This is a genomic window from Halomonas sp. CH40, from assembly GCA_041875495.1.
Classification (GTDB): domain Bacteria; phylum Pseudomonadota; class Gammaproteobacteria; order Pseudomonadales; family Halomonadaceae; genus Vreelandella.
In genome coordinates, this window is record CP112982.1 from 865,373 (window position 1) to 891,059 (window position 25,687).

General features: G+C 56.5%; 21 protein-coding genes and 1 tRNA gene. 13 read left to right on the plus strand and 9 right to left on the minus strand.

Annotated elements, in window-relative coordinates; genetic code table 11:
• Nucleotides 1-20: 20 nt before the first annotated feature.
• Nucleotides 21-1,214, minus strand: a complete 1,194-nt coding sequence (locus OR573_03995) for an NnrS family protein (GenBank protein ID XGA80826.1) — start codon at nt 1,212-1,214, stop codon at nt 21-23.
• Between the two features lie 254 nt (nt 1,215-1,468).
• Between OR573_03995 and OR573_04000 the strand changes: the two genes are divergently transcribed.
• From OR573_04000 to OR573_04025, 6 genes are all read left to right on the plus strand, one after another.
• Entirely contained in the window at nt 1,469-5,239 is a 3,771-nt protein-coding gene (locus OR573_04000; protein XGA80827.1) for a nitrate reductase subunit alpha, read from the plus strand.
• On the plus strand, nt 5,236-6,798 hold the full coding sequence (gene narH / locus OR573_04005) for a nitrate reductase subunit beta (GenBank protein ID XGA80828.1): 1,563 nt from the start codon (nt 5,236-5,238) through the stop codon (nt 6,796-6,798). The genes OR573_04000 and narH overlap by 4 nt, the downstream gene beginning before the upstream one ends.
• Entirely contained in the window at nt 6,791-7,585 is a 795-nt protein-coding gene (gene narJ, locus OR573_04010; GenBank protein ID XGA80829.1) for a nitrate reductase molybdenum cofactor assembly chaperone, read from the plus strand. The genes narH and narJ overlap by 8 nt, the downstream gene beginning before the upstream one ends.
• 12 nt (nt 7,586-7,597) lie before the next feature.
• Nucleotides 7,598-8,281, plus strand: coding sequence for a respiratory nitrate reductase subunit gamma (gene narI, locus OR573_04015; GenBank protein XGA80830.1), 684 nt, complete (start codon nt 7,598-7,600; stop codon nt 8,279-8,281).
• A 54-nt stretch (nt 8,282-8,335) separates the two neighbouring features.
• Nucleotides 8,336-9,145 (plus strand): peptidylprolyl isomerase, encoded by an 810-nt coding sequence (locus OR573_04020; protein XGA80831.1) that lies wholly within the window; start codon nt 8,336-8,338, stop codon nt 9,143-9,145.
• A 77-nt stretch (nt 9,146-9,222) separates the two neighbouring features.
• On the plus strand, nt 9,223-9,627 hold the full coding sequence (locus OR573_04025; protein XGA80832.1) for a ribonucleotide reductase subunit alpha: 405 nt from the start codon (nt 9,223-9,225) through the stop codon (nt 9,625-9,627).
• Nucleotides 9,628-9,630: 3 nt separating this feature from the next.
• On the opposite strand, the gene OR573_04030 is transcribed toward OR573_04025, so the two are convergent.
• Genes OR573_04030 through OR573_04045 form a run of 4 tightly spaced genes read right to left on the minus strand, consistent with a single transcriptional unit; the run spans nt 9,631 to nt 12,752 of the window.
• On the minus strand, nt 9,631-9,960 hold the full coding sequence (locus OR573_04030) for a hypothetical protein (protein ID XGA80833.1): 330 nt from the start codon (nt 9,958-9,960) through the stop codon (nt 9,631-9,633).
• Nucleotides 9,961-9,979: 19 nt separating this feature from the next.
• The gene (locus OR573_04035; protein ID XGA81786.1) at nt 9,980-10,234 is read right to left on the minus strand and encodes a hypothetical protein; all 255 of its coding nucleotides are present in this window, start codon (nt 10,232-10,234) and stop codon (nt 9,980-9,982) included.
• A complete protein-coding gene (locus OR573_04040; protein ID XGA80834.1) occupies nt 10,170-10,595 on the minus strand; it encodes a gamma-glutamylcyclotransferase in 426 nt (141 codons plus the stop codon). Before OR573_04040 ends, OR573_04035 begins: the two co-directional genes overlap by 65 nt.
• A 39-nt stretch (nt 10,596-10,634) precedes the next feature.
• Nucleotides 10,635-12,752, minus strand: coding sequence for an ATP-binding protein (locus OR573_04045; protein XGA80835.1), 2,118 nt, complete (start codon nt 12,750-12,752; stop codon nt 10,635-10,637).
• A gap of 194 nt (nt 12,753-12,946) precedes the next feature.
• On the opposite strand from OR573_04045, the gene OR573_04050 reads away from it, so the two are divergent.
• On the plus strand, nt 12,947-14,344 hold the full coding sequence (locus OR573_04050; GenBank protein ID XGA80836.1) for a hypothetical protein: 1,398 nt from the start codon (nt 12,947-12,949) through the stop codon (nt 14,342-14,344).
• 115 nt (nt 14,345-14,459) lie between these two features.
• On the opposite strand, the gene OR573_04055 is transcribed toward OR573_04050, so the two are convergent.
• The gene (locus OR573_04055) at nt 14,460-15,596 is read right to left on the minus strand and encodes a hypothetical protein (GenBank protein XGA80837.1); all 1,137 of its coding nucleotides are present in this window, start codon (nt 15,594-15,596) and stop codon (nt 14,460-14,462) included.
• A gap of 541 nt (nt 15,597-16,137) precedes the next feature.
• On the opposite strand from OR573_04055, the gene OR573_04060 reads away from it, so the two are divergent.
• The gene (locus tag OR573_04060; GenBank protein ID XGA80838.1) at nt 16,138-17,394 is read left to right on the plus strand and encodes an ISL3 family transposase; all 1,257 of its coding nucleotides are present in this window, start codon (nt 16,138-16,140) and stop codon (nt 17,392-17,394) included.
• A gap of 181 nt (nt 17,395-17,575) precedes the next feature.
• On the plus strand, nt 17,576-18,547 hold the full coding sequence (locus tag OR573_04065; GenBank protein ID XGA80839.1) for an Rpn family recombination-promoting nuclease/putative transposase: 972 nt from the start codon (nt 17,576-17,578) through the stop codon (nt 18,545-18,547).
• A 171-nt stretch (nt 18,548-18,718) separates the two neighbouring features.
• On the opposite strand, the gene OR573_04070 is transcribed toward OR573_04065, so the two are convergent.
• Nucleotides 18,719-19,405: a helicase-related protein gene (locus OR573_04070; GenBank protein XGA80840.1), complete on the minus strand. Its 687-nt coding sequence runs from the start codon at nt 19,403-19,405 to the stop codon at nt 18,719-18,721.
• Between the two features lie 96 nt (nt 19,406-19,501).
• Between OR573_04070 and OR573_04075 the strand changes: the two genes are divergently transcribed.
• Both OR573_04075 and OR573_04080 read left to right on the plus strand, forming a co-directional pair.
• Nucleotides 19,502-19,912, plus strand: coding sequence for a hypothetical protein (locus OR573_04075; GenBank protein ID XGA80841.1), 411 nt, complete (start codon nt 19,502-19,504; stop codon nt 19,910-19,912).
• A 135-nt stretch (nt 19,913-20,047) separates the two neighbouring features.
• Nucleotides 20,048-20,302, plus strand: coding sequence for a helix-turn-helix transcriptional regulator (locus OR573_04080; protein ID XGA80842.1), 255 nt, complete (start codon nt 20,048-20,050; stop codon nt 20,300-20,302).
• A gap of 181 nt (nt 20,303-20,483) precedes the next feature.
• Here the strand turns inward: OR573_04080 and OR573_04085 are convergent.
• A tRNA-Met gene (locus OR573_04085) sits at nt 20,484-20,560 on the minus strand.
• A gap of 383 nt (nt 20,561-20,943) precedes the next feature.
• Between OR573_04085 and phbB the strand changes: the two genes are divergently transcribed.
• Nucleotides 20,944-21,690, plus strand: a complete 747-nt coding sequence (phbB, locus tag OR573_04090; GenBank protein ID XGA80843.1) for an acetoacetyl-CoA reductase — start codon at nt 20,944-20,946, stop codon at nt 21,688-21,690.
• A 169-nt stretch (nt 21,691-21,859) separates the two neighbouring features.
• Here phbB and OR573_04095 read toward each other — a convergent pair whose 3' ends face one another.
• A complete protein-coding gene (locus OR573_04095) occupies nt 21,860-24,685 on the minus strand; it encodes a DUF349 domain-containing protein (protein ID XGA80844.1) in 2,826 nt (941 codons plus the stop codon).
• A gap of 210 nt (nt 24,686-24,895) precedes the next feature.
• Here OR573_04095 and minC point away from each other — a divergent pair, with 210 nt between their 5' ends.
• Entirely contained in the window at nt 24,896-25,684 is a 789-nt protein-coding gene (minC, locus tag OR573_04100; GenBank protein XGA80845.1) for a septum site-determining protein MinC, read from the plus strand.
• Nucleotides 25,685-25,687 lie beyond the last annotated feature (3 nt).

Genomic DNA, 25,687 nt, shown 5'->3' on the forward strand with positions numbered 1-25,687 from the left:
CCTGTTTGAAGTTGAAGTCATTACCCCTGCTTGCCATCCGGTCGCGCGGTTAGCAGGGGTAAGCTGTAGTGAATGACAAATACCAGATAGCTGGCGCACCAGAGGATAATTACCAGGCTATACACCCAATGGCTGGTGTGAGGAAACACCATCAGCCAGAGTGAACGCAGCGCCGCCGCCAGCAAAAGCCCTGCCAGAGCCAGCCCAATGCCCGGCAAGGTGCGAATCACCCGCCCGGTATGGCCAAGAGAGACTCGGGCCATCATGGCAAGCATCATGGTGCCCATGCTGCCAATCGCCAGCGCATGCAGGGCCGTTTCCACCCGCTGCCCCGCCACCAACTGCCATGCCCAGAGCACAAGCCCCAGGACGATAAACCCATAGCTGAGATGTAACCCCCATAACAGCGGCTCCCGCCAGCTGTGGATGCCCTGCCAGTGTGCCAGCCGCCAGCCGTTGGCAGCGCCCGCCACCAGCATCAATGCCGCCATTAGGGTGTCGGCACGCCATCCGCTCAAAGTCACAAGCAACTGCAGCGCGACCACCAGGGCCATGCTGATCAGGCTGAGCCTTTCCACAATAGCCGCTTTGGGCGGGGTGGGCAGGCCGAGTTTACGAGCGGTAAAGAAAGGAATCACCCGACCTCCCATGACCACCATCAAAAGCGTCACCAGCAGAATACTCAAGTGGCTGGTATTGCGTATCAGCACACCATCTCCCTGGATGGCCCCCAGATGCATGGCCGCGTTGGCCGCCGTCAGCAGCAGCAAAATAGGCACAAATAAAAGATTGCGCCATAGCCGAGCGGTCATGATCAGGCGGGCCATGACAAGGGCCACCAGGGGCAGAAAGGCCAGGTCAATCAGCGCAATGGCAAGCAAGGGGAGAGGCCCGGGGTAGGCCAGTAAGACTCGTCCACCTAGCCAGACCACCACCAGCCCGAGGAGAGGCCAACCGGACAGGCTCGCTCGCCCCGTCCAGTTCTGCACTGCTGTTAACAGAAAGCCGCCAATGATGGCACTGCCAAAGCCGAATAGCATCTCATGCTGATGCCACCACAGCATGCCGCCGTAGGGGGTAATCCACAGGTTGCCATGCCAGAACGCCAGCCAGGCCAGCATGGCGAGGATGCTGTAAAGGGCACCCAGCAGGAAAAACGGCCGGAAGGCCAGCCGCAGCAGGGGAAGGCGTTCAGCAAGGGAAGAGGCGTTCATGATAATACCTGAGTGTTTTGATCTGATACTGGGGAGTCTAGCGGCCAGTCACAGACCCTACCTGATCTGGATCAAATCAGAAGCCTTTGTCGTGCGTCTATCTCCAGATAGCAAGACCAGCTATCCCCTTAGGGGTAGAGGGGGGTTATATGGAGGTAACCTGGCAGAAATTGCCCGCGTTATCACCCAGAATTGGTCTCCAAGGTACCTGTGTATCAGGTGATTGCTTTCATAAAAAAGCCTGGAGATCGACCATGAGTCATTTCATTGATCGGCTGAATTTTTTCCGCAAATCGCGCGAGCCCTTTGCCAACGACCACGGCGAAGTGCGCCAGGAAGATCGTCAGTGGGAAGACAGTTATCGTCGCCGCTGGCAGCATGACAAGGTGGTGCGTTCGACCCACGGGGTCAACTGCACTGGCTCGTGCAGCTGGAAAATCTACGTCAAGAATGGCCTGGTCACCTGGGAAACCCAGCAGACGGATTACCCACGTACCCGCCCGGATCTGCCTAACCATGAGCCGCGTGGCTGTCCGCGTGGAGCCAGTTACTCCTGGTACCTGTATAGCGCCAACCGTCTCAAACACCCGCTGGTGCGCGCCACCCTGATCAAGCTGTGGCGTGAAGCGCTGGCGCTGAAAAAAGACCCGGTGGACGCTTGGGAATACATTGTTTCCGACCCGGAAAAAACCAAGCAGTACAAGTGCGCTCGCGGTATGGGCGGCTTTGTGCGCGCCGACTGGGATGAGCTCAACGAGCTGATTGCCGCTTCCAACGTTTACACCGCCAAGCAGTTCGGGCCGGACCGTATCATTGGTTTCTCGCCGATCCCCGCCATGTCGATGGTCAGCTATGCCGCTGGTAGCCGCTATCTCTCCTTGATTGGCGGCGTCTGTATGAGTTTCTACGACTGGTACTGCGATCTGCCGCCCGCCAGCCCCCAAACCTGGGGTGAGCAGACCGACGTGCCGGAATCCGCCGATTGGTATAACTCTGGCTATATCATTGCCTGGGGCTCCAACGTACCGCAAACGCGCACGCCGGATGCCCACTTCTTCACCGAGGTGCGCTACAAGGGCACCAAGACGGTCTCCATCACGCCGGATTACGCCGAAGTCTCCAAGCTGACCGATGAATGGCTCTCCGCCAAACAGGGCACCGATGCCGCCCTGGCCATGGCCATGGGGCATGTGATTCTCAAGGAATTCCACCTTGAAAACCCCAGCGCCTACTTTACTGAGTATGTGCGTCAGTACACCGATATGCCGTTTCTGGTCGAACTGGAAACCCGCGAAGACGGCACTCTGGTGCCGGGCCGTCAGCTGCGCGCGGCGGACTTTTCCGACAACATGGGCCAGGACAACAACCCGGAATGGAAAACCGTCGTCTGGGATGAAAACCGCGACCAGTTGGTGGTGCCACGGGGCTCGATCGGTTTCCGCTGGAATGAAGAAGAAGTTAACCAGGGCAAGTGGAACCTGGAGCCGCTGGATGCCGACGGCGCAGAAATCAAGCCGCTGTTGACCCTGGCTAAGGCCCATGACGAAGTGGCTCGGGTGGCCTTCCCCTACTTTGGCGGCATCGAGCACGAGCATTTTGCCCATGTGGAAGGTGCAAGCGGCGACCGCCTTTACCATTGCCTGCCCGCCAAGAAGATGCAGAAGGCGGATGGTACCCAGATTCTGGCGGTCACCGTCTTTGACCTGATGTGTGCCAACTACGGGATTGACCGTGGCTTTGGCAAGGACGGCGAAGATGACGGTGCCACCTCCTACGATCAGATCAAACCATATACCCCGGCCTGGCAGGAAAAGATCACTGGCGTACCTGCCCAGCAGGCCGCGCGTATCGGTCGTGAATTCGCTGACAATGCCCACAAGACCCAAGGGCGCAGCATGATCATTGTCGGTGCCGGTATGAACCACTGGTACCACATGGACATGAACTACCGTGGCCTGATCAACATGCTGGTGATGTGCGGTTGTATCGGCCAGAGCGGCGGCGGCTGGGCCCACTATGTTGGCCAGGAAAAGCTGCGCCCGCAGACCGGCTGGCTGCCGCTGGCCTTTGGTCTGGACTGGACGCGCCCACCGCGCCACATGAACTCGACCTCTTTCTTCTATAACCACTCCTCCCAGTGGCGCTACGAAAAGCTGGAAATCAAGGAAATCCTCTCACCCCTGGCGGATACCTCACGCCACACCGGAAGCCTGATTGACTACAACGTGCGCGCTGAACGCATGGGCTGGCTGCCATCGGCGCCCCAGCTGGGTACCAACCCGCTGCGCATCGCCAAAGCGGCCAAGGCGGCCGGTATGGGCACCAAGGAATACGCCGTTGAGCAGCTTAAGAAAGGTGAGCTGGCGTTTGCGGCCGAAGACCCGGATAACCCCCAGAACTTCCCGCGTAACATGTTTATCTGGCGCTCGAACCTGCTGGGCAGCTCCGGCAAGGGCCATGAGTACATGCTCAAGTACCTGCTGGGCACCCGCCACGGTATCCAGGGCAAGGATCTGGGCGATTTCGGCGGCCAGAAGCCGGAAGAGGTGAAGTGGCTTGACGAGGCGCCGGAAGGCAAGCTCGACCTGCTGGTGACCTTGGACTTCCGGATGTCCACCACCTGCATGTTCTCGGATGTCGTGCTGCCAACCGCCACCTGGTACGAGAAGAACGACCTTAATACCTCGGATATGCACCCCTTTATCCACCCGCTGACCGCGGCCACGGACCCCGCCTGGGAATCACGCAGCGACTGGGACATTTACAAGGGTATTGCCAAGGCATTCTCCAAGGCCTGTGTCGGCCATCTGGGTGAAGAGACCGACCTGGTGACGCTGCCGATGCAGCATGACTCCCCCGGGGAGCTGGCCCAGGTGGACGTCAAGGACTGGAAAAAAGGCGAGTGCGAGCCGATTCCTGGCAAGACCATGCCAGCCCTGCTGGAAGTGCAGCGCAATTACCCGGAAACCTATGAGCGCTTCACCTCGCTTGGCCCGGCGCTGGAAAAGCTTGGCAACGGCGGCAAGGGCATCAACTGGAACACGGATGCCGAAGTTGAGCTGCTCGGCAAGCTGAACCATCGCAAGCTGGAAGGCTCCTCGAAAGGGCGCCCGTGCATCGAAACCGCCATTGATGCAGCCGAAACCGTACTGACCCTGGCACCCGAAACCAATGGCCAGGTGGCCGTCAAGGCCTGGGAAGCACTGTCAAAAATCACCGGCCGCGAGCATGCTCACCTGGCGCACCCCAAGGAAGACGAGAAAATCCGCTTCCGGGATATCGTTGCTCAGCCGCGCAAGATTATCTCCAGCCCCACCTGGTCAGGCCTGGAAGATGAGCATGTGTCCTACAACGCCGGTTACACCAACGTGCATGAGCTGATTCCATGGCGCACGGTGAGTGGCCGTCAGCAGTTCTACCAGGATCACGCCTGGATGCGCGACTTCGGTGAAAGCCTGCTGGTCTACCGCCCGCCGATCAACACCAAGGCGGCAGAGAACTTCCAGCTGCCAGCGGATAACGGCTACAAGAGCAAGGCGCTGAACTTCCTCACGCCGCACCAGAAGTGGGGGATTCACTCGACCTACTCCGACAACCTGATGATGCTCACCCTCAACCGGGGCGGCCCTGTGGTATGGCTTTCGGAAGACGATGCAGCGGAGATCGGCATAGAAGACAACGACTGGCTTGAAGTCTACAACGCCAACGGCTCGATTGCCGCCCGCGCTGTGGTCAGCCAGCGCATCAAGGTGGGCATGGTGATGATGTACCACGCCCAGGAGCGCATTGTGAATGTGCCCGGTTCGGAAATTACCGGCACCCGTGGCGGCATCCACAACTCGGTCACCCGTGTCTGCCCCAAGCCGACCCATATGATCGGCGGCTACGCGCAGCTCTCTTACAGCTTCAACTACTACGGCACCGTGGGCTCCAACCGTGACGAGTTCGTGCTGGTGCGCAAGATGAAGCACATCGACTGGCTCGATGGTGAAGGTAACGATTACGTCCAGGAGGCCGTGAAATGAAGATTCGCTCGCAAGTAGGCATGGTCCTCAACCTCGACAAGTGCATCGGCTGTCACACCTGCTCGGTGACCTGCAAGAACGTCTGGACCAGCCGTGAAGGCGTCGAATACGCCTGGTTCAACAACGTCGAGACCAAGCCCGGCATCGGTTATCCCAAGGAGTGGGAAAACCAGAAAAAATGGAAGGGCGGCTGGATGCGCAAGTCCGATGGCAAGATCGAACCGCGTATCGGCGGCAAGTGGCGGGTGCTGGCGAATATCTTTGCCAACCCCGACCTGCCCGAGGTGGACGATTACTACGAACCCTTCACCTTTGATTACGAGCATTTGCATAGCGCCAAGCAGGGCGAACATATGCCCACCGCGCGGCCGCGTTCGCTGATCTCCGGCGAGCGCATGAAAAAGATTGAATGGGGCCCCAACTGGGAAGAAATCCTCGGCACAGAGTTCGCCAAGCGGCGTAAGGATATGAACTTCGAGAAGGTGCAGGCCGATATCTATGGCCAGTTTGAAAACACCTTCATGATGTACCTGCCGCGCCTGTGCGAGCACTGCCTCAACCCGACCTGTGTGGCCAGCTGCCCGAGTGGTGCCATCTACAAGCGTGAAGAAGACGGCATCGTCCTGATCGACCAGGACAAGTGCCGGGGCTGGCGGATGTGTATCTCCGGCTGCCCCTACAAGAAGATCTACTACAACTGGAAAAGCGGTAAATCCGAGAAGTGTATTTTCTGCTATCCGCGTATCGAATCCGGCCAGCCGACTATCTGCTCGGAAACCTGTGTCGGGCGTATCCGCTACCTGGGTGTGCTGCTGTACGACGCAGACCGTATTGAAGAAGTGGCCAGCTCCCCCAGCGAGCAGGATCTCTACCATCGTCAGTGTGAGATCTTCCTCGACCCGCATGACCCTGAGGTGATCGCCCAGGCGAAAAAAGACGGTATTGCCGATAACGTCATTCAGGCGGCCCAGGAATCGCCGGTCTACAAGCTGGCAATGGACTGGGGTCTGGCCCTGCCGCTGCACCCGGAATACCGCACCCTGCCGATGGTCTGGTACGTGCCGCCGCTGTCACCGATCCAGTCGGCAGCCGAAGCAGGCAACGTCGAGTTTGATGGGGTGATGCCGAAGATTGAATCCCTGCGCATTCCAGTGAAGTACCTGGCCAACATGCTCACCGCCGGTGAAGAAGCCCCTGTGGTACTGGCGCTCAAGCGGCTGATGGCGATGCGCCTTTATATGCGCGGCAAGCACGTGGAAGGGCAGACCAATGCCGAGGTGCTGGATGAAGTAGGTCTCAGCGAAGCTCAGGTGGAAGACATGTACCGCTACCTGGCGATTGCCAATTACGAAGACCGCTTTGTGATTCCCACCAGCCACCGGGAAATGGCCACCGATGCCTTCCCTGAGCGCGGCGGCTGCGGCTTCACCTTTGGCGATGGCTGCCATGGCGAAAGCTCGCCCAGCTTGTTCAATGGCCGCAAGACCACCGCCACCATGGTCAAGCCAGTGGAAACCTTCGACCCGCATGCACAGAGCGAGGAGGCCCGTCATGGGTAATACCGCCCCGGCAGCCGAACATTGGCTGCCCGAAGCACATGAAGAAATGCTCAGCCTGCGCGTTCTGGCGCGCCTGCTGGATTACCCCAGCGCTGAGTTGCAGCAGGCCGCCAGCGAGTTGGTGGCGCTTATTGATGCGGAAAAACGCTGGCAGCCGGCATTACGCGCCAAGTTGAGCGCCTGGGGTCAGCGCATTGCCGAGGCGGAACTGCTCGACCTGCAGGCTGAGTACGTGGCGCTGTTCGACAAGGGGCGGTCAGTCTCGCTGTTGCTGTTCGAGCACGTTCACGGCGAGTCTCGCGATCGTGGCCAGGCCATGGTCGATCTGATGAATGAGTACAGCGTGGCGGGTTTTGAGCTGGATGCCCGGGAACTGCCTGACTATCTGCCGCTGTTTCTGGAGTATCTGTCCACTCGGCCAGAAGCGGAAATTGCCCGCTGGCTGGGCGAAATCCGCCACATCCTGGCGCTGCTGACCGCTCGCCTGGAAGAGCGCGACGCCGAGCATGCCCTGGTGACCTATGCGCTGCTGGCACTGATTGGCGCTGAAGCGGATATTGATGACCACCGTGACGAGGTCAAGGCAGAAGCACCTGACGATACCCCCGAAGCGCTGGATGCTGTCTGGGAAGAGGAAGCGGTGCGCTTTTCTGCCGAATCCGATCAGGACTGTGCCCTGCAATCGGCGGAAGGGCGGCGGCTTGCCGAACGCAAGAACGCCGTGCCCAGTGACCCCATTACCATCATGCCCAGCCCACACAACGCTGGGCAAGGCTTAGATCGCTAAAGGAGAACTGTCATGTTTAGCGAATATCTGCAGCACTTGATTTATGGCTACTACCCTTACCTGGCGGGCACGGTGTTTTTGCTGGGCAGCCTGATTCGCTTTGATCACGGCCAGTACACCTGGAAAACCGGCTCCAGCCAGATGCTGTCGTCGAAGAACATGCGCCTGGCCAGCAACCTGTTCCATATCGGTATCATTACGATTTTCTTTGGCCACCTGGTGGGCATGCTGACGCCACACTGGGTTTACGCGCCTTTCCTGCATGCAGGCACCAAGCAGATCATCGCCATTGTCGTGGGCGGGGCTGCGGGTATTGCTTGCCTGGTCGGGGGCGGAATGCTGCTCTACCGCCGTCTGTTCAACGCACGCGTACGGGCGTCATCGCACATCATGGATACCATCATCCTGGCCTTGATTGTCTCCCAGGCTGCCCTGGGAATGGCGACCGTCTACTTCTCACTTGGCCACCTTGACGGTGCCATGATGCTGACACTTTCCAGCTGGGCACAGTCGATCATCTTCTTCAGTGGCGGTGCGGCTGACTACATGGCCGAGGTCTCCTGGATCTACAAGGTGCATATCTTCTCAGGTATTACCATCATCATGCTGTTCCCGTTCACCCGCCTGGTGCATGTCTGGAGCGTTCCCTTTGGTTACGTTACCCGCCGTTATCAGCTGGTTCGTAAGCGGGCCTGAGAACAGTGCTTGAAAACAGGGCTTGAAAACAGGGCTTGAGAGAGGAAAGCCAGTATGCAAATGATTGATATTGAACAGCTACCGGGGGCCACCGCGCCCCCACCGGTGAAGGTCGGTGGGCGGGAAATCCTGGAAAGCGAGATTGCCCACGAAATGCAGTACCACCCCGCCGACAGTGCCGGCAGTGCCCAGCTCAAGGCGGCGCGGGCGCTGGTGGTACGTGAACTGCTCAGCCAGCGTGCCGAGCAGCTAGGGCTTCTGGCAGACGACGCGGATGAAGACAGCGCTGTGGCCGAACTGCTGGAACGGGAACTGGCGGTACCGGAGCCGTCGGAACAGGATTGCGAACGTTTTCACGCCACCCACCCGGAACGCTTCAGCACCCCCACCCGGGTCAATGTCCGGCATATTTTGCTGGCTGCCGCCCCGGATGATGCGGAATCCCGCGACAAGCAGTACCACCAGGGCGTCAGCCTGCTGGAAACCCTTGCTCAGCATCCTGAGCGCTTCACCGAATTCGCCCAGCGCCATTCGGTGTGCCCATCCGGGGAGCAGGGCGGCGAGCTAGGCTGGCTTGCTCCGGGGCAAACCGTGGAGGAGCTTGATCGTGCCTTGCATCACCTGCCCCTGGGGCTGCATGAAAAGCCCTTGGCATCCCGCTATGGCTGGCATCTGGTGATCATTGACGGGCGTGAAGAGGGCAAGCGTCTACCGTATCAGGATGTGGCCGACAAGGTTCGCCTGAGCCTGCATGAACAGGCCACCCGGCGCGGCCTGCGCCACTACCTGCTGGCGCTTGAAGCAGAGATGGGCGTTGAAGGGGTCGCGCTGGATGATGACAGCGGCGGCGCCCTGATGCAGTAAAAAACACGGCTGGTTGCCTGGATCAACAGGCAGCCACGCCCTATCAAACGCCACTTTTAAAAACTGACGAGGCCGCTATGCTGACAACCCTGGATGATCTGATTCACGAAGCTCGCCTGCAACCGGTGCCGCAGTGTTTACTGTTTGTTTTGACCCGTGCAGAACTACCTGATCTGCCCACCGATAAACAGCGCCAGCACGTGGCCAAGGGCGAAGGTGGTGTCTTGATGCCGGTGCTGTGTGTGGATAAATGCCCCACCGAAATCGACCACATGAGCGATCTGGTAGAAGAGTCGCGTTTGACAGGGGTGGATTGGGACATTGCGCTGGTAGCTGCCATGGATCATCCTGGCAGTGATGATGTGATCGAAACCCGCCTGTCTCACCTGGTGAAAGCGGTACAGAGCGGAGACATTGCACGTATGGTGGCGTTTGATCGTAACGGTGATGCCATACAGCTTGAAAAGACAGGCGTTTATTGAAGATTACTGGCTAAAGCGTAGAGCGCCTACCTTGTCCAGTGCTTTAAGCCCTTGCTGGCCAAAGGTGGCGGCTAGCAGGAGGGTCTCCTTGCCACGCTTGCCCTCCCTCTGAGCGACCTCAATGGCCACCTTGCCGCCCATGCGGTACACAGGAGCGCTCTGACTACGAAAGGTGGTTGCAAAGCGTGCGGCCCGGCGCAGCTCTACAGCATTTTGTGTATTGGCCAGCATCCGCGTGCCGCCACGGTTGTTCGCCAATACATTGCTATCCCTGAAGAGGTTGCCAAGTTGCCCCAGGCGGCGGGTTTCCCGTGCCTGTCGCGCTGCTCTCACCACTGGCTTACCCAGCCAGTCAGGCAGGCAGTTGGCCTAAACGCCGAGCTGTCTTTAATGTGATCAGGCTGCTTTTGGCTACCGTTGTGCCAGCCACGGCAGGGGCAGCAGCACCACCAGAAGCGGCCGCGCCCAGGCCACTGACTACCTGGGCGCCGGTTGCCAACACCCCCAGCGAAGCAAGAGCCACCATCATCTCATCAACCTCTTCACCCTGAGTAAGATTGACCCCTTGATTGGCCAGGTCGCGGACGTCGCCAATCACCCTTCTCAATTTTCATCCCTTCATGGATCTCGGGGTTATACAGATAGCACCAGGCCTCGCCGTGTCGGGTGGGGAAGATGGCGCGGTTGTAGAGCCCTTCGCTGGGCGCTGCAGCGGCATAGCCTTCCAACTGGTCGAGCAGGGCAAGCTGTTCAGCGTTGATGGCGTAGACTTCTACCACGGCTCCGCTGGAGGGCACGGCCTTGGCCCCGGGGTAAGGGCCAAGGTCATATAAGGTCAGGGCAGTGAGTCTGTCCTGGCCGAGCAGACGAGCGCCTTCCAGCCAGTGATGGTTACGTTGCCCTTGCTTGAGGGTGCCGTAAACCGCCACGCGGTGGCACTTAAGAATATCCTGTGTCAGGTGTGCCATGGGTCGCTCCTTGTGGGTCGCTGGGTTGAGGCGTTAGTGCTATAAGAACCCCATGGGCTGGCGCTGGCCGTGCTGCTCACGTTCTTCCAGCGTCAGGGCGTCCATCAGGGTATTCAGGCGCAGGGGTAAGCCACGCAGGTCGAGCTGATCCAGTGCCGTGCGCACATTACCCGGCGTCACGCGGCGCCTGGCCAGATGGTTGGTGGGGATGGTGGCCAGGCGGGCATGATCGCGTTCGGGCAAGACAGCTTTCAACAAATCACGCAACGGTTCTGGGGCAAGCGGTAAAAACTCGACCTTGAGATCAAAGCGGCGCATCACGGCGCGATCCAGGCTGTCTACGCGGTTGGTGGTGGCCAGCAGAATGCCCGCGAAGTTTTCAATCTGAACCAGCAGCTCATTGGTGTGAGAGATTTCCCAGCTTTGCATACCGTTATCGCGCTGCATCAGCAGGGTATCCACCTCATCCAGCAGCAGCACGGCATTCTGTTCACGAGCCTGCTCGAACAAAGCCGCCAGCTTGGCTTCGGTTCCTCCCACATACTTGTCCATCAGGCTGCTGGCGTGGGCGGTGATTAGCTTACGGCCCAGGCGTTTAGCCAGATGGCGGGCCAGGGCCGTCTTGCCACTGCCGGGTAACCCGTGCAGGCAGAGACGGCCGCGCTGACGACGGGTCAAGCGCTGCACAATGCCATCCAGCCCAGGGCGGGTGTTGAGCCATTCCAGGCGGTATTCCGGCATTTGTGGGCCATCGGTGCGGGGCGGGGCCTGTGTGCGTTCAGCGCTGTGGCCAAGGGCTTTCAGGCGGTGGTTCATCAAGGTGCCAAGATGTTGCTCGTTGCGCTGTGGGGTGCGCGGGTTCAATAGCTGCCCAAGACGGCATAGCTGCTCGGCGGCAGCGGGCGTCATCCAGTCCTGGCGAGAAAGGTGCTCGCGCCCTTGAGAGGTGACCGGCAAAGCCTGCAGCAATTGCTGGAAGTGTTCTCGCGCCTGTTCACCGCGTTGCGCCTTGACTTCAATGATCAGATCAAAGCGGCGTAGGTAGGCCGGGTCCAGCCAGTTGACGCTGTTGCTGATCCACAGGCCAGGCTTGGGATTGTTCTCAAGCAGTTGGTTCATCCAGCCTTTGGGCAGGGCGTCTTCGTCGTTGATGACATCCTCAATCTCATCAAACATCACCATGCCGGGGCGCTGGTCAATCAGCTTCTGCACTACCTGGTAACGGTGCAGACGTTTGCTGGGCGTGAGGACATCATCGCCCTTGTCTACCACGGGTACTCCGTAGAGCGGCACTTTCAGTTGGGTGGCCAGAGTCTTGACCAACTCCGTCTTGCCGACGCCCGGGTGGCCATAAATCAGGATATTGGCACCGGCCTGCTGGGTGTTGATCGCCTGTTGCAGGTAATCAACCGCGAGCTGGCGCAGGGGGACGGCGCCAAAGCTGGTTAGTGAGAAACGCCCGGCTTCCTGAATCGGGCACAGACTCATCAGATTGTCGGTGATGAAGGTACGCAGTGCGGTTGAGGAAAGCAGGCGAACGTCATGGTTCACCAGAGGCGCCAGATTACGCAGCATGGGGCCAGCTGACAGCACGTCGTCCAGATCAAGCAACAGTCGGCCGTTGCTCTGGGTGGTCAACAGTCCCAGGCGTTTCAGGCGGCCATTATCCTGCAGGCTGAGGTGGACTTCATCGCTGCCATGGCCGGTGAGCAGCGCCAGCAGTTTTCTGGCGCGGTTCTCTTCTACAGAGAGCAGTACCGGGTTGAGTATGGGATGGCGCAGACGCAGCCAGGTAAACATCAGCAGCTTTTTTTCCAGCGGGTTGAGCTGAAGCAGGTCAGCCACTTCGTCACACAGCAGAGTGAGCGTGCCCTGAACCTTGGCGTCTGGGTCAAGATTACCGATTTGCTGGCGCCACCAGCGCTTCAAGGCAGGGGCATAATCGCGGTAAAGATGGCTGTCATCGGCGCTTTTGGGGATTTTCAGCCCCAGCCAGCTGAATAAGCCCCGCCATTCATCGCTGTCCAGGTTGGTGTCCTTGCCCAGAAACATCACCATCTTGACGGTAATCATCTGAGCCAGCAGACGCTCTTCAGGATCCTGCCGTTCATCGTCGCGTGCGGATGCATCAATATCGAGTAACTGTCCCCACTGCATGGCTTTCTCCCGTTATGAGCACATCACCATGATAACGGTTCGGTGCGGCATTTTGTGTCGTAGTTTGATGTGAACGGCTGATAAAGAATGCAATGAAAAGCCAGGGCCTGTTGATGGCAAATCAGGCTATCGAGTCACTTGTCTTCATATTCCAGTGCTATGCTCAAAGTCCAATCCATTATCGAGGCGATGTTATGTCCTGTTGCGTTAAGTCTTTTGCGACGTCTCTGGTGACGGCCTGTCTACTTGCATCACCCTTGGTGCAGGCCAGTGCTGAGCGACTGGAAGGGGATCTTGGCGAGCTTTTTGCTCCTGGCGAGCTGAGCATAGGCAAGGTAAGTGAATCATCACGCGCTTCTCAAGTTGTAGCAGAAAATATTGTATTCGAAGGTCGGGATGGCGAACGCGTTCTAGTGGAGCGTTATGTGGTCAACGGCGATTATAACGCGCCTGATGATATACAACTGGAGAATATGCGGATTGAGGACACCCTGACAGGCAAGCCGCTGCTGAGTATTGAAAGCGTGACATTGGATGAGCCTGGAATGGCCGTGATCACTGAGAAGGCCTGGCAAGATCCTTCTTTTGAGTTGACACAGTTTGCCATGAATGGCCTGGTGGTATCACTGGATTCAGAGGTGGCCGATGAAGTATGGCAGGAGCTTTCGTTGGAGCAGGGGGCCGGGCAGCTGACGGTGGAAGATATTCAGGGAAATTCACTCTCAGCCAGCGCTATTGGTGCGCTTGAATTCAGCAATATGGCCATGCGGGGCAATAACATCGATGAGTTAGGCGATGTCTCTCTGATGATTGGGCGGTTTCGGGTGGAAGACGTTCAAGGTTTGCAGCAGGAGGAACTCGACAGTATCGGTGCCTTGTCGCTGGAACGATTGACCATGGAAAGCGATACGCTGGCAGCCAGCCTGGCTTTGTTAAGCCTGGATGGCGATCTGAGTGACGGCGCTGCCTCCGTTCAGTTGGAGTCTCTGGAGCTTGATCTCAACCGTATGATTGCCTTGGCACCCCCCGAAGAACGCACCCAGATGCGTATGGTCGCCAATGTATTAACCGATGGCAAGGGCCTGCTGGGCATCGACGCCGATTTTCTTGCCCGCTGGGAAGAGCAAGCCAGCCAGAGCCTTCTGGGTGGCGATGGCCAGATAGCCTTGCGTGACGCCCTCGGCTTGAGCCTCAATGTTGAACTGCCGGTTATATTGCCAGAAGGCGTGACGCCGGTAGATGTCCTGACGGATAGAGAGCCATTGGATAATGCCACCCTGCTCGGCGGAGAGGCAGTATTAACGCTGGATGACCATGGGCTGTTGACTCGCCTTGTGACCCTGGCCGCCACGCTTGAAGGGGTGACGGAAGAGCAGATTCTGGAGGTTGCCCGTACCCAGGCGAGAGGTTACGGAGTGGTGTTCGGGCCTGAAGTAGAGGCCGTATTGATGGGTGGAATGACTCTTCTTGAAGGGCGTGCCAGTCAAATGATCATGAGTATTACCCTGCCTGCTGAAAGTCGCCTGGACACTTACGCCGATGACCCGCTAGGGCTGCCCGACCTGCTTTCTCTGGAAGTGGAAACACGTTAATCACCTGATGCCGCTAGGCTTAAGGGCAGTCATTCGGGTTCAAGCGTTCCAAGGATTGATAACTTTTGCCCCCGCTGCCTCAAAATGGGTGGGGTTCCATGTGGCCACGGGAAAGCTATGGGTTGCTGCAATGGCAGCAGTATTGTTTCCACGGTGTTGGCATCAAGCGGCGCGGCATCCAAAGCCAAATGGCAAAGGCAATAACGCTGTATAGCCACCAGCCAGGCAAGGCCAATAGTAGCTTTGCTATCAAGGCCAGCACGTCGCCCTTATACACCATCTTGCCGCCTCGGCTGATCAGCTTGGTAAAGCGCAGTGCGCCGACCCTGTCCAAGGCAACCAACCCTTTTTGGCCAAAGGTGGCGGCAAGCAGGATGGTGTCCTTACCCAGCCTGCCGGCTTCCTGAGCGACCTCAATGGCCACCTTGCCGCCCACGCGGTACAGAGGAGCGCTCTGATGGCCAAAGGTGCTTGCAAAGCGTGCCGCTCGGCGCAATGCCACCGCATCCTGGGTATTGGCCAGCATCCGCATGCCGCCTCGGGTGCTGGCCAGTATATTGATATCTTTGAAAAGCGTTTCCAGCTGCCCCAGGCGTCGGGTTTCGCGTGCCTGACGTGCAGCCGTTACCACTGATTTGCCCAGCCAGGTGGGCAATTGGCCTAAACGTCTGGCCGTCTTCAAGGTGATCAGGCTGCTCTTGGCCACCGTTGTGCCCACCATGGCAGGTGCCGCTGCGCCGCCTGACGCGGCAGTGCCCACACCACTGGCTACCTGGGCACTGGTTGCCAACACGCCTAGCGACGCAAGGGCCACCATCACTTCATCGACTTCTTCACCCTGTGCAAAGTTGACGCCCTGATTAGCCAGATCACGTATATCGCCAATCACCATGAAGTCCGTAGCAACACTGGCAACTTGGCCAATTGTTTCGTCACTGCTTCCCCGTAGCAGGCCTTCACTCAGTTTGCCGAGCTGGTAACGCCAGTGGCCGCGTGATTCGTCAATCTGCTGATAAAGTATCTGCGCCTCAGGCGAATTCCCCACGTAATCATAGGCCATGAAGAAGCCCAGATAATCGGCGGCTTCTGCAAAACGTTCTTCCTCTACCAGTGCACGGGTTTCCGGCAAGGGGTCTATTCGCGTTAATGCCAATACCGACAGCGTGGCCTGATGCCACAGGGTGGCAGCGGCTACTCCAGCAATTAAAAGTACCGCGAGCTTGAAGGGAAGCTTGAAAAAGAAGGTCATCATCGTGATGTGCTCCTAAAGCACAAAACCAGGGCTGTGCGACAGTTGGAATCTGTGGAATAGCACGGTGACGGATAAAATGATATTGAGCAACTGGTCACTCATATCAAGGAAAGCAGAAAGGAGTCAGAAGCGGCGGGTGGGGGTGACTGAACGTTGAATAAACCAACGAGGATGGGCTCAATTTTATCGGCGCCTGACGGTCAACAATAAAATTGGCCAGAGAGATTCAGATGAGGTGTTGGGCACATATATGTCACAGGAAGTTAGCTTGATAACAAACGCAAAAAAGGCAGATCAGTAAGTGACTGATCTGCCTTATAAAATATTGGTAGCGGGGCCGGATTTGAACCGATGACCTTCGGGTTATGAGCCGGATTTATTTCGACTCCTTCATACGTTCTTATTTGTCACTATCTGCCCGTGATGCCTGTATCGTAAGTGTTTTGAGCATTTCTTAAAATGCGGCTCTTCGTCGTTGGGTGTGGAATTCGCCCCCTGAGCTGAGCCAGAATATTGCCTCCATATTAGCAGGAGGTACGACATGGACGGCACCCAGATTTTAACACTCGGCCTTGGCCTGGAAGCGCCCTGGATTCTCAAGGATCAGCACCTGGATACCGCTGCGTCGCCTCACCGCCTGGAGCTGTATGTCGAGGCGGAGCGTGGCAGCCTCTATCCCTGTCCAGAGTGCGGTAAGGCCTGCCAAGCCCACGACTTTGCTGACAAAACCTGGCGACATCTGAACTTCTTTCAGCACCATTGTTACTTGCATGCTCGCGTCCCTCGTACAAAGTGTCCTGAACATGGCGTCAAACGCATAAAGGTGCCCTGGGCGCGGCCCGGCAGTGACTTTACCCTGTTGTTCGAGCAGGCGGCCATGTCGCTCGTCAAGGAGATGCCAGTGCTGGCTGTCTCCCGGCAGTTGGAGATTTCCGACAAACGACTATGGCGCATCGTGCACCACTACGTGAACCGCATGCTGGGAGAGCTGGATCTGTCCAATGTGACCATGGTTGGCGTGGACGAAACCGCGTCCCGACGCGGGCATCGTTACGTCACCGTGTTCCTCGATATGCAGCGCAAGCAGGAACCGGTGATTTTCGCTGTTCCAGGCTGCGGCAAGGACACCATCAAGGCGTTCAGTGCCTTCCTGGCGGCTCATGGTGGCGATGTGGACAATGTGGTCGAGGTTGTCTGTGACATGTCACCTGCTTTCCTTAGTGGCGTCACCGAGTCTCTTCCCAAGGCGGAGGTAACGGTCGACTGGTTCCATATCGTGCAGACCTTCACCAAGCGACTGGACGAGGTGCGCAAGAAAGAACGCCGCGAGCAGAAACACCCCAAGTCGCTGCGCTGGGCACTGTTGAAGAGCCTGGAAAATGAGAACCACACACCTAAACAGATATCGGCACTTCAGGAGCTGGTTGCCGATCAGAGCGCCACGGCCGATGCTTGGGTGATCAAGGAAAAGTTAAGCTGGATCCAGAAAGCGTCAACGCCCAGGGCAGCGCGTTGGCGGATCACGAACTACCTAAAAATCATGAAAGCAGCAGTTTCTGAGAAGCCTCTACTGAAGCCGATGGGGAAAGCGCTGGAGACACTTGAGCGACACGCTAAAGCGGTAGTCAGGCGCTGGCACTCGGGGCTGACAAACGCGCGACTAGAAGGAATGAACGGCCTGTTTCAGGCGGCTCGTTCACGTGCACGGGGCTACCGAAATGAAGCTAATTTCATTGCTATGATTTACCTGATTGGTAGCCCGGTGGGCCGCCTGCTTGATCAGGCCAAATCCACATGAAATGACGAAGAGCCTAAAATGCTGACTAGGTAGTTTAAGGTCACTTGCGTACATCAAAGTATGTCACAAAGATAGATTCAATATTTACATCATAAATGACCTTTAGGCTTCTGCGCAGTGAGAGCAATGCTCGGACCGAGGCTGTAGCAGAGCTGGACGACCACAACAGGAGCGCGCATGTATGGGCGGTACTACTCATAAGTACCATGATACGGGCTACAAGGAGCTATTCAGCTATCCTGAGTTCGTTCAACAGTTGATTGAAGGCTTCGCACCTGCAGAGATTGCTGACCTCATGGACTTCACCACTCTGAAGCAGCACAGCGGCTATTACATCACCCCTATGTTTGAAGAGAAGATTGAAGATGTGGTGTGGTCGGTAAATGTGAGCTGGGAAGGTGTGACCCAAGAAGTGTATCTTTACATATTGCTGGAGTTTCAGTCCTCGGTAGACCGCGCCATGCCGATTCGGCTGATGCACTACGTGGCTTGCTTTTACAGCGAACTGCTCAAGCAGAAGGTTATTACACCCAGCCAAGGGTTACCGCCCGTGTTTCCGGTGGTGCTCTATAACGGTTCGAAGCCTTGGGTAGCACCGCTAGATATTTTTGAAATGATTACCCCCGAACCACCGAGCTTTCTGCGGGTCTACCAGCCACACCTGCGCTATTATCTGATCGATGAGGCGCGCTATACTGATGAACAGTTAGGTTTGGTAAAGACGCCGCTAAGCGGAATTTTCTGCGTTGAGAAGGCCTCCGAGGATCGCCGAAGCCTTCAACAGGCCGTAGATCGTATCGTGGCAATTATTCAGGCTAATCCCGATAAAGATCGTATTGACAGGATCATCACCCGCTGGCTCAAGCGCCACTTGCAGCGTCTCGGGGCTGAGATCAATCTGGGTCAGCTCAACAGTTTGGTGGAGGATAAAGATATGTTGGCAGAAAACTTAGAGAACTGGGCTCAACAAGAGCGCTCTGAAGGGCGGCTTGATGAGGCTCGCGATACACTTCGGGCGCAACTTAGCTTCAAGTTTGGCAAAGTCCCGAACTGGGTGGAGAGCCGGATCGAACAAGCCGATCATGACCAACTGAAGGTCTGGTCGCGCGATATACTGTTTGCCAGCAACGTTGACGAAATGTTCAAGCAGTAACTCGCCAAAAATCTGGTTGAAGAGAAAGAGCTGCTAGCTACAAAGTTGGACACAGAAAGAGGAGATGCAGATGGGACGACAAGAAGCACAACAACGCCTAAAGCAGAAGATTGATCAGCGTGTCTCGGAATATGTTGCGTGCGAGACAATTATTGACTGTGCTCGTCACGTCTAAAGTAGCCTGGTTTGCTCAGAACCGGTAAACTGATATCCCATGGCCTTGTAGCTTCGTTCGCGTTTTCGGAACATGCACTCAAGTATTGGCAGGCCAGTATCTAGGTAATCATAGATAGTGACTTCCTGCTTGCCCTCGGCACCTCGGTGAATTCTACCTGCATACTGCGACAGCGTTCCTTTCCAGGCGATGGGTAGCGCTAGAAACAAGGTGTTCAGCCGTGGTAAGTCAAGTCCTTCTCCAATGTATTTACCGGTTGCAACGATAACCTGGATCTTATGCAATTGCGCCTCTGTCGCCCGACGTTCTTTAACGCGCATCCCTCCACGCAATATCACTGACGATATGGATTCAGCGTCCAGAAGTGTCGCCAGTGTCTCGGCATGCTCACGTCGTTCGGTCAGCACAAGGCAATTTGCTTGGTTGTGCACACAGTGGGCGATATCCTGAGTGATAGTCTGATTTCGGGCTGTGCTCTCGGCAAGCCACCGGTAAACCGAGGCTATATGAGGCCGCCCATGGGGCTGATAGATGTCCGTGGGTGGTATTTCATGATATTCCCGCACGATAACTCGTTGGGCAAGTAGGGAGCCGTGTTCCGCACGAACTTTGTGACGAACGAGACCTGCCACCATCAACATGATTTTTTGATGCCCATCTTGGCGGTCAGGCGTTGCTGTCAAACCGTAAGCGTCCCGCCATCTGCATCTATTGAAGTCGCCTTGAAGCCTTGATCATGGCGTGGTGTTCACCGCCATCTCGGATCGAATGGAGGCTTCATGTCCCAGATTCCCACCACCTTGAAAGAAAAGCGTCGCTTCTGGCACTCGCATCTGGAAGCTTGGCGTGACAGCGGGCTTTCAATGGCGGGCTATGCTCGTCAGGCCGGGCTTTCTTCCAAGAACCTGAGCTACTGGCATGGCAATATCCGGCATGAGTCGTCGCCAGCGGCCACTACCCAGCGGCCTCGGCTGTTATCCGTGTCGGTGGCGGCAACAACAGCGCCGGACACCTCAGAACCATCGGCCAGCAACAATGCCGGGCTCTGCCTAGTGACCCGCCAAGGCCAGCGCGTCGAGATCGCCACCGACTTCGACCCCGCTACCTTGCAACGCCTGCTGACGGTGCGATCGCTACTGCAACAACAGCTGACAATGGCGGATATCACGCCTTTGCCGCAATCCTGCTGATCGCCATACGCTTACCGATCATCTCCTCTGAAGTGATCATTTTATATATTTTTGATCGTTCGAGAGTAAATATAATTGCATAAATGATAATTTTAAGTATTTTTTGATAATTTAAATGATTAATTGAGGCCTGGAATGATTCGCTACCACCTGAGAGAGCTGATAGCTGATAAGGAATTCAATGAGAGGCGACGGATTACGATAGGAGAGATTTCGAAAGAAACAGGAATCAACAGAATGACGCTGTCGAAAATCATCAATCATCCAGGCCATAGCGCGGTGACAGATAATCTGGACAAGCTTTGTTACTACTTTGATTGTGACATTGAGAAATTGGTCACTCATATCAAGGAAAGCAGAAAGGAGTCAGAAGCGGCGGCTGGGTGGTAACTGAACGTTGAATAAGACAACGAGGATGGGCTCAATTTTTATCGGCGCCTGACGGTCAACAATAAAATTGGCCAGAGAGATTCAGATGAGGTGTTGGGCACATATATGTCACAGGAAGTTAGCCTGATAACAAACACAAAAAAGGCAGACCAGTAAGTTACTGATCTGCCTTTAAAAATATTGGTAGCGGGGACCGGATTTGAACCGATGACCTTCGGGTTATGAGCCCGACGAGCTACCAGACTGCTCCACCCCGCATCAACGTGTTGCGTATTCTACGTATTTATACGCCCACGTCAAGTGGCGATTACCAACTTTTGCCTTATAGGCGTAATCGTCATAGTGCTGCAACATGATTGATGTTAAAACTGCTTAATATATTTCCGTTTTCGAGCCTGGTATCGCCACGTCAGCGCACTGCCTGGATTGTTAAACGGTTGAATAAAGCGGGTACGGTGTACTCACGATAAAGTTGACGGTGTCACCGTGGCTCCTGTTAGGTTATAGCTGTTGGCATGCCTTAGACCAATAATTGCAATTGAGCATGTCACAGATTCGGGCGCATATGCGCTTATCCACAATGGCTTGCTATATATGCTGCAATGCAAAACAAGCTATTTGTAATTTCAGGGAGGTAGTCAATGGCCAATCAAGTCCCCGTCGCCTGGGTAACTGGTGGAACCGGTGGTATCGGTTCAGCAATCTGTCGTTCGCTGGCTGATGCTGGTTATCAGGTGGTTGCTGGGTATCATAATCCCGAGAAAGCCAAAACGTGGTTGGAAGATCAGCAGGCAAACGGTTATCAGAATATCGCGCTTTCCGGCGTTGATCTTTCTGATTTTGATGCGTGCATTGAAGGCGCTCGCGCTATTGAAGCAGAACACGGTCCTATCAGTGTGCTGGTCAACTGTGCGGGTATTACCCGTGATGGCACCATGAAAAAGATGTCCCATGAGCAATGGAGCGAGGTAATCGATACCAACCTCAACAGCGTTTTCAACACGTGTCGTGGTGTGATTGAAAGCATGTTGGGTGAAGGCTACGGTCGTATTATCAATATTTCGTCGGTGAATGGCCGTAAAGGGCAGTTTGGCCAGGCGAACTATGCCGCAGCAAAAGCAGGCATGCACGGTTTGACCATGTCGCTGGCACAGGAAACGGCAACCAAGGGCATTACCGTCAATACCATTTCGCCCGGCTATATCGCGACCGATATGATAATGAAAATTCCCGAGAAGGTACGCGAAGCCATTCGTGAGACCATTCCGGTGAAGCGGTACGGTACGCCAGAAGAAATTGGCCGTCTGGTAACCTTCCTGGCTGATAAGGAATCAGGTTTTATTACCGGCGCCAACATCGATATCAACGGCGGCCAGTTCATGGGTTAATCGACAGATTAACCATGACAACGTCAGTTGCCCGGGTACTTTGATCGAACCCGGTAACCAAACAGAACGGGAGGCTTTTGCCTCCCGTTCTGCTGTGTTTTTAATGACATTGTTTTTAATGGCATTGTTTGCGTGGCTATCTACGGCGTGGGCCGATGCCGGTGTGCCCTCAGTGCGGTGGGAGCGGCGACAGACGGCTTAGCAGATCATCAAACTCGTTGATATCAGCCTGCCACAGCGAGCGCGGCATGGGGCCTAATGCCAGCAAGGAGGAGAGAATGGAAATGAGTTCTTCTTCCTGGCTGCGCTCCTGTTGAAGGCCATCATTCAGGCGCTCTACCTGAATGGCCAATCTTAGCGGCTCATCATTTTGCTTGACGCGGCCAAGAGCGAGTAGTGAAAGATGCACACGTAACCGTGCAAGCTCGTCTTTCAGCTGTTGTGTTTCGGGAGCGCTTGCCGTGGTCTGGCGCCGCAGCTGGTTACGCTTTAGATGCGCAGGTTTAAATTCATCAGGCAAGGGGATATCCAGTACGTCATCGGCATTGACGTCGGTGCCAGCCGCTGAGTGTTCAAGCACTGCCTGGTCAGCGTCCAGGTGTGCGTTAACGAGCGGCAGAATGGCCTGCCACTGCTGCACCCGAGCGGCTACTTTGAGCCGTTCCAGGCGTTCACGGCGAGCGCGTACAATACCACTCAGGCGCTTTTGCATGCCATCGCTGCGCCTATTGCGGGGAAGCGGTTCCAGCGCTGCCGCCTCGGCCAGAAAAGCTTCCAGCGTGGTGAGGTCGTCTGCATGGTTGGGCTGCCAGGCATCCATACGCTCAATCAGGGCCTGCATGTCGTCCAGACGCTGCTGTTGGCGGGAAACCTGCTCGCTTTTCTGGGCGTCTCTTTGGGCAAAAAGCTGGTCGCAGGCTTGGCGGAAGGTTTTCCACAGTAGCTGTTCCTGGCCTTTTGGCGCCCTCCCCAGGTTACGCCACTGTTGCTGCAATGTTTTGGCTTGGCGGGTACGTTCGGCAATCGGCGTGTCTTCCTGCTGGGTGAGCGCTTGAGCCTGCTCTACCAGCGCCTGCTTCTGGTCAGCGATTGCTTGTGCGCGGTCATCAATCAGCGCCTGCAAACGGTGACGCACCTTACCGAAGCGGCGGCCGATCTGCTCGGCATTTTCACGGGGAACGGGGGAGTAGTGCCGCCATTGTTGCCGTGCTTTATCGCGAATTTCACGCAATACGTCAGGGTCGGCATCATCAGCAGGCTGTTCAAGCAAGGCCTCAAGCTGCTCACACATGGCGATACGCGCTTCCAGATTGTTCTGACGTTCCTTTGCAAGCTGTTCCCGCCAGGGTTTGAGCCGCTCGTGGATGCGGTCTGAGGCGCTACGAAAGCGGGTGGATAGTTCGCGGTTGGCGGCAGCGTCACCGAGTGATTTCCACTCCTTAACCAGCTGGCGGTGATGTTGATCCAGCGCGGTTTCTGCCATGTGCTGGTCATCGGCGAGCGCTTCGATGCTTTCGCACAACTGTAAGCGTTTGGGACCAGCGACAAAGCCACGCCAGTCACGCAGTTCCGCCAGGCGCGCACCAAGATGCTTGAAGCGTGATGCAAGCGGTTTGGCCGAGGCATGTTCAAGGGCGTCGATACTGGGTTTGATCCGCTGGTGCAAACGGCTGGCACTTTTGAAAGCGCCGCGTTCAAGCAGACTTTCCAGGTTATCGAGTTCTTTATTCAGCGTTTCCAGTGAGGCTACGTTGGGTGTGTCCTGGTCATGCTTGGGCGTGCGGTTTTCCGCCTGAGTTGCCAGCGCTGCCTTGGCTTCCTGCATCAAGGCCGGAGGAGGTAGCGTCTCGGGCCAGCGGCAGGCATTGAGGTGCTGGCGCAGGCTGGGCGTCTGGTTGTCTGCCAGCGCCTGTTCCAGTAAGGGGGCGTATGCCTCCCAGCGTTCCCAGGCATTGATGACCTGTTCATAATGCTTGATGGCATCGGCATGCTGCAGGCGAAGGTCGTCGCTGCTTGGGTAGCTGTCTGCCAGGGTCTGCCAGCGCTGGGTAAACAGGCGATACTGGGCGCGCAGGCTATCAATATCCTGCCCGTTCAGAGCTTCACTTTGTTGCAATCCTTCGAGACTTTCTTCGAGGCCTTCCAATAACTGTTCGCGGGTTTCTTCTGCTTCTGCTTGTTGCTGCTCTTGATGAAGCCGCTCGCGTTCTTTGGCATCGTGGTCGTGGAGGATCTTCTGGCAGGCGAGCAGGGCATCATGATAGCGCTTTTCCTGAGTAGCATCAGGCGCTTTTTCTACCTGCTGCCATTCACGTTCGAGGTGACGTAGTCGACCGCTGTAAAGTGGCTCCCAGGGGCGTTTGGCCTGCTGTTCCAGAGCGTGGAGAATAGCTTCGCGCTTTTGATGTTGGTTCTTTTCCCATTCAGCGTCTTCTTTTAGCGCATTAAGCCGATCACGAGCCAGGCGCATGACCTGGCGGTCGCGCTGGGATTCCTTGAGCAGCCGTCTTAAACCCTGCTCGCTGGCAACACGCTCTGCTGCGCGATGACGGACGGCAACAACGCCATTGTGGCAAGCTTGTTGGATGATATCATCCTCATCCTGTAGCTTCTCGAGTGCGGCAAGGCGCAGGTCGAGGTTGTCACCGGCATGAGCGACAGCATGCAGGAGCCGAGTGTCAGCGACCTGCTCGAGCTGGTGGTGGCGCTCGCTCAGCTCAATCTGGCCGCGTTCTCCACTCAGGCGTTGGGCGGTGGCTTCAAACCAGGCGCTTTCGTCGCTGTGTTGGGCATAGCCTGCCAGCAGGCCGGCAAGGTCATTCAAGGCACATAAAGCGGCCAGGCGAAGACCTGGGTCAGTGTCTTGTGAAAGTGCCTTGAGCGCCTGTTGATGGTCGGGCTGTGTCGGGTCCAGGCGAGCAAGCGCCTGGCGGCGTATCTCTGGGTCGGGGTGTTGCCACCGGGGAGCAAAAAAGCGTCGTAACAGTCCGTGCATGGATCATCCTGAGTCGAGTGCCTAGCGTTAAAAAAGTTTAGCGCAAGCGTTTGGCGGTTGCAGTCGCCTGCACTGTCGCTTAGCTTTGTCTATTATATAGACGGGGCTTGTGAAGATGTGCCACCGTCAGGGTGTTTTCTACTATTCACTACATTCTATCTATTTTACCTGATCCAGGTGCGAATCTGGTCAAGTTACGGAGTTTTGGCCATGAGCCTTAAAGCGGATACGGCCGACGTGGCCTTTACTTTTAAAGGCGGCATGCTACCCATGACTGTCATGGAGTTGAGCAGCGCCGATCCCGAGCTGATTCGCCAGCAACTTCAGGGCAAGCTGGCTCAGTCACCCGCTTTTTTCCAGCATACACCTGTTGTGCTTAGCGTGGAAAAGTTGGGTGCCCCCAATTTGGCATTGGAGCGTATCTGCGCCGTGTGCCGCGAACATAAATTGCTGCCGGTGGCCGTGCGTGGCGGCACAGATCCTGTCCGTCAGTCAGCCTGGGCGCTGGGGCTTGGCTGGTTTGCACCGGTTGAGGGTGAGCGCGCTCGACGTCTGGCAAGCGTGGAGGTAGAGGCAGCGGTGGGTTCGTCAGTAACTGACCGTTCAGCGTCGAAAAGCCAAACCGCCAAACAGTCACAGGATGTAGCGCAAGACCCCGTTGCAGAACAGGCCACTACGCGGCTTTATCGCGGCACGGTGCGTTCAGGCCAGCAGGTAAGTGCCGCCGATGGTGATCTGATCGTGATTGGGGCCGTCAATGCAGGGGCTGAGGTGTTGGCAGGCGGCAGTATCCATATCTATGGCCCGCTGCGGGGGCGAGCGCTGGCGGGGATTCACGGTAATTTGTCTGCTGGCATCTATTGCCGCGAGCTTAAGGCGGAGTTGCTTTCGGTAGCGGGTAATTACAAACGTCTGGAAGACGTTGATTCACGTTTGTTGGGTGGGCCTGCTCAGGTTCATTACAGCAGCGAGCAGCTTGAAATCAAGCCTCTTATCTAAGCG